A 2,847-nucleotide genomic window follows, 5' to 3' on the forward strand; every position below is an offset into this window, starting at 1 on the left:
ATGCTGCGTGCGGGTGCCGACGCCTGTCTGTCGTACCCGTGGTCGTTCATCGAAATCCACGAGCGGATGCTGGCGTTGTATCGATCCTCATCGAAGGCGGCGAACGAAACCGTCACGGCGCCCGCACTCCTGACGCTTGACGCGGCAACGCGGGAACTGGTCGACGCCAATGTCCATCTTCCACTGACGAAGCGTGAATACCAACTTCTCGAGTGTCTGCTGCGCCAGCCGAACATGCCAGTGTCGCGCGATCAGTTGATCAGGTATGCATGGTCAGAAAAGGAAGATGTCGATCCCGCAAGCGTCAATCTGGTGGTTTCGCGTCTGCGCAGGAAGCTGGCGCAAGGATTCCCCCATGTTCAGATTGAAACGGTGAGCCGCATCGGTTATCAGATATCTGGCGCGCGCTAGCCTGTCTGTGTACCGGCTCGGATTGTCTGGACACGGTTTTGCAGCTAAGGCGGGCTCTGTCAGGTTGATGCTGAGGCGGCGGTAGAATGCCGTGATGAAGAAGAGAAAATCCCTTTATCACGGCCACCGCTTTCCCGCCGGCGTCATCAGCTGCGCGGTTCGCTGGTATTTCCGGTTCAGCCTGAGCCTGCGCGACATCGAGGAGTTGTTGCTTGAGTGTGGTGTCGTGGTCACGTACGAAACGATTCGTTGCTGGTGCGGCAGCGCCGAGTCATGCTGGATCAGGTACCCTGGGAAGACGGTCTTAGTATCCGCCTGCGTGACTTGCGGGCGCTTCATGAGCGGTTCCTGCAAGAGTGCCGGCATCTGGGCCTGACAGCCGCAGACTATCCGTTCAACACAGCGGATCGCGCCATTCGGTCACTGTCCTCACAGGCTGCAGATTCCCGGCAAGGTGTTGCGAGATTCACTCCTTGACGGTGCCCAGCGAGGTCGGCATCACCCGGCATTCCGATATTGCCGGCAGTGCACATCCGTTGGTCATCACAGCGTGACATACCAGATGTTCAGCGAAAATCGTTGCCCCGCGCACCACCGCACGCTCGAAACGCGGTATCACCATTGCGGCGGTGAAACATCATACGTCCTGAACGCGAGTCTTATCGGTTCGCCGTACCGCTGTGCGCGGTGCGGCACGCTCTATGGGACGATATCCTCCGGTCCTTTCGAAAAAGCCAGCGATGCGCAAGGAGGATCGTATCGCCATCTCACGGCATTTCTATAACCGCATGCCCGGTAGATTTCGCCTCGGCCGTGACGACCATGACGCGTAGCTCGCTACAGTGTTCGGCAGAGCGCGAGCGTGCAGTGTCGACCTTTCGGTAACGCGATGTGGTTCTTCGTCGCCGCCGCGATCGCTACGCAAAAACGGGGGTTGACAACATTACTTCGCTTTTGGTGACAACTTTCCTTCGCCCTACGAATGACTGGGGCTGAACGCTACCGTACAGACGTATCTTCTCGCAGGTGAGAACTTCAGTTCAGGCCAGACCGGGCGCAACGCAAAATATATCGCGCAGACGCCAGCCTTCGAGACGATCGCTGGTCATTCGGGAATAGTTTGAAGCCCCAGCATCTGTTCCAGGGAGACGGGCCAATGCGAATCGCACAGATTGCCCCGCTGCACGAGGCCGTTCCGCCTAAATTCTATGGGGGCACCGAGCGCGTGGTGTCCTACCTCACCGATGCGCTCGTCGACGTGGGGCACGAGGTGACCCTGTTCGCGAGCGGCGACTCGCACACGAAGGCGACGCTTGAAGCTGCGTGGCCGCGTGCATTGCGCCTCGATCCGTCGACCCGCGACGTCCTCGCCCCACACATGCTGATGCTCGAACAGGTGCGCCGTGTCGCCCACGAATTCGACGTGTTGCACTTCCATCTCGACTATCTGCCTTTCTCGCTGTTTTCGCAGTTCGACACGCCGTTCGTGACGACGCTGCATGGCCGCCTCGACCTGCCGGAACTCCAAGCCGTGTTCAATACGTTTCCGAAGGCGCCGGTCGTGTCGATCTCCGACTCACAACGTTTGCCGCTGCCGCAGGCGAACTGGCTGGACACGATCTATCACGGTCTGCCGGAAACGCTGCTCACGCCGCAAACGCAGAAGGAGCCGCAATATCTCGCTTTCCTCGGACGTGTGAGTCCGGAGAAAGGAGCAGACGTCGCCATCAGGATCGCTGCACAAAGTGGTCTGCCGTTGAAGATCGCGGCGAAGATAGACAAGGCCGACCAGAAATACTTCAGGACGAAAATCGAACCGCTGCTGTCGCAGACGCACGTCGAATTTCTCGGGGAAATCAGCGAGCAGCAGAAGCCTGGATTCCTGTCGGGTGCGAAGGCGCTGCTGTTTCCGATCGACTGGTCCGAGCCGTTCGGCCTAGTCATGATCGAAGCGATGGCGTGTGGGACGCCAGTGATTGCATTCAATCGCGGCTCGGTACCCGAGGTGATCGATCACGGTGTCACCGGCTATATCTGCGAAGACGTACAGGGTGCCGTCGGTGCGTTGCAACGTCTCGATGAGCTGTCACGTACAGAAATCCGCGCCCAGTTCGAACGTCGCTTCAGTGCCAGGACGATGGCACGGAATTACCTCGACAGCTATACGTCACTCCTTCAGGCATCAAGGCGCCCGGTGTTGCGACGTGCCGTCGCGGGTTGATCGGCGCCTCGATAGTTTTCCAGGACGAAGCGATGGCGCCGGAATCATGTTGCTACATGAAAAGCCGGGCCTGTTCAGAGAAGTGCAGTGGACCAAAATATTGGGTATCCGGAAAGAGCAGGCAGACATACTGAATGAATAGGTCTGCTGGTAAAAACAGGAACTTGCCCCGATGCCCGAAGACGACCGGAGAGCGATGCGCATGTTGCGCCTGA

Annotated in this window: 2 protein-coding genes and 1 pseudogene; all 3 read left to right on the plus strand. The window is 58.7% G+C overall.

Annotation, left to right across the window (positions count from 1 at the left end):
- Positions 1-411, plus strand: a 411-nt coding sequence (locus tag P0D89_RS51995; protein ID WP_408368702.1) for a winged helix-turn-helix domain-containing protein, incomplete at its 5' end; no start/stop codon positions are given.
- A 94-nt stretch (positions 412-505) separates the two neighbouring features.
- Positions 506-667, plus strand: a pseudogene (locus P0D89_RS52000) (IS6 family transposase); the annotation flags it as partial.
- A 900-nt stretch (positions 668-1,567) separates the two neighbouring features.
- Complete coding sequence (locus tag P0D89_RS52005) at positions 1,568-2,632, plus strand: glycosyltransferase family 4 protein (RefSeq protein ID WP_408368700.1); 1,065 nt, start codon at positions 1,568-1,570, stop codon at positions 2,630-2,632.
- Positions 2,633-2,847: the final 215 nt, after the last annotated feature.

The sequence above is a fragment of the Paraburkholderia sp. RL18-085-BIA-A genome, from assembly GCF_046027075.1.
GTDB lineage: Bacteria > Pseudomonadota > Gammaproteobacteria > Burkholderiales > Burkholderiaceae > Paraburkholderia.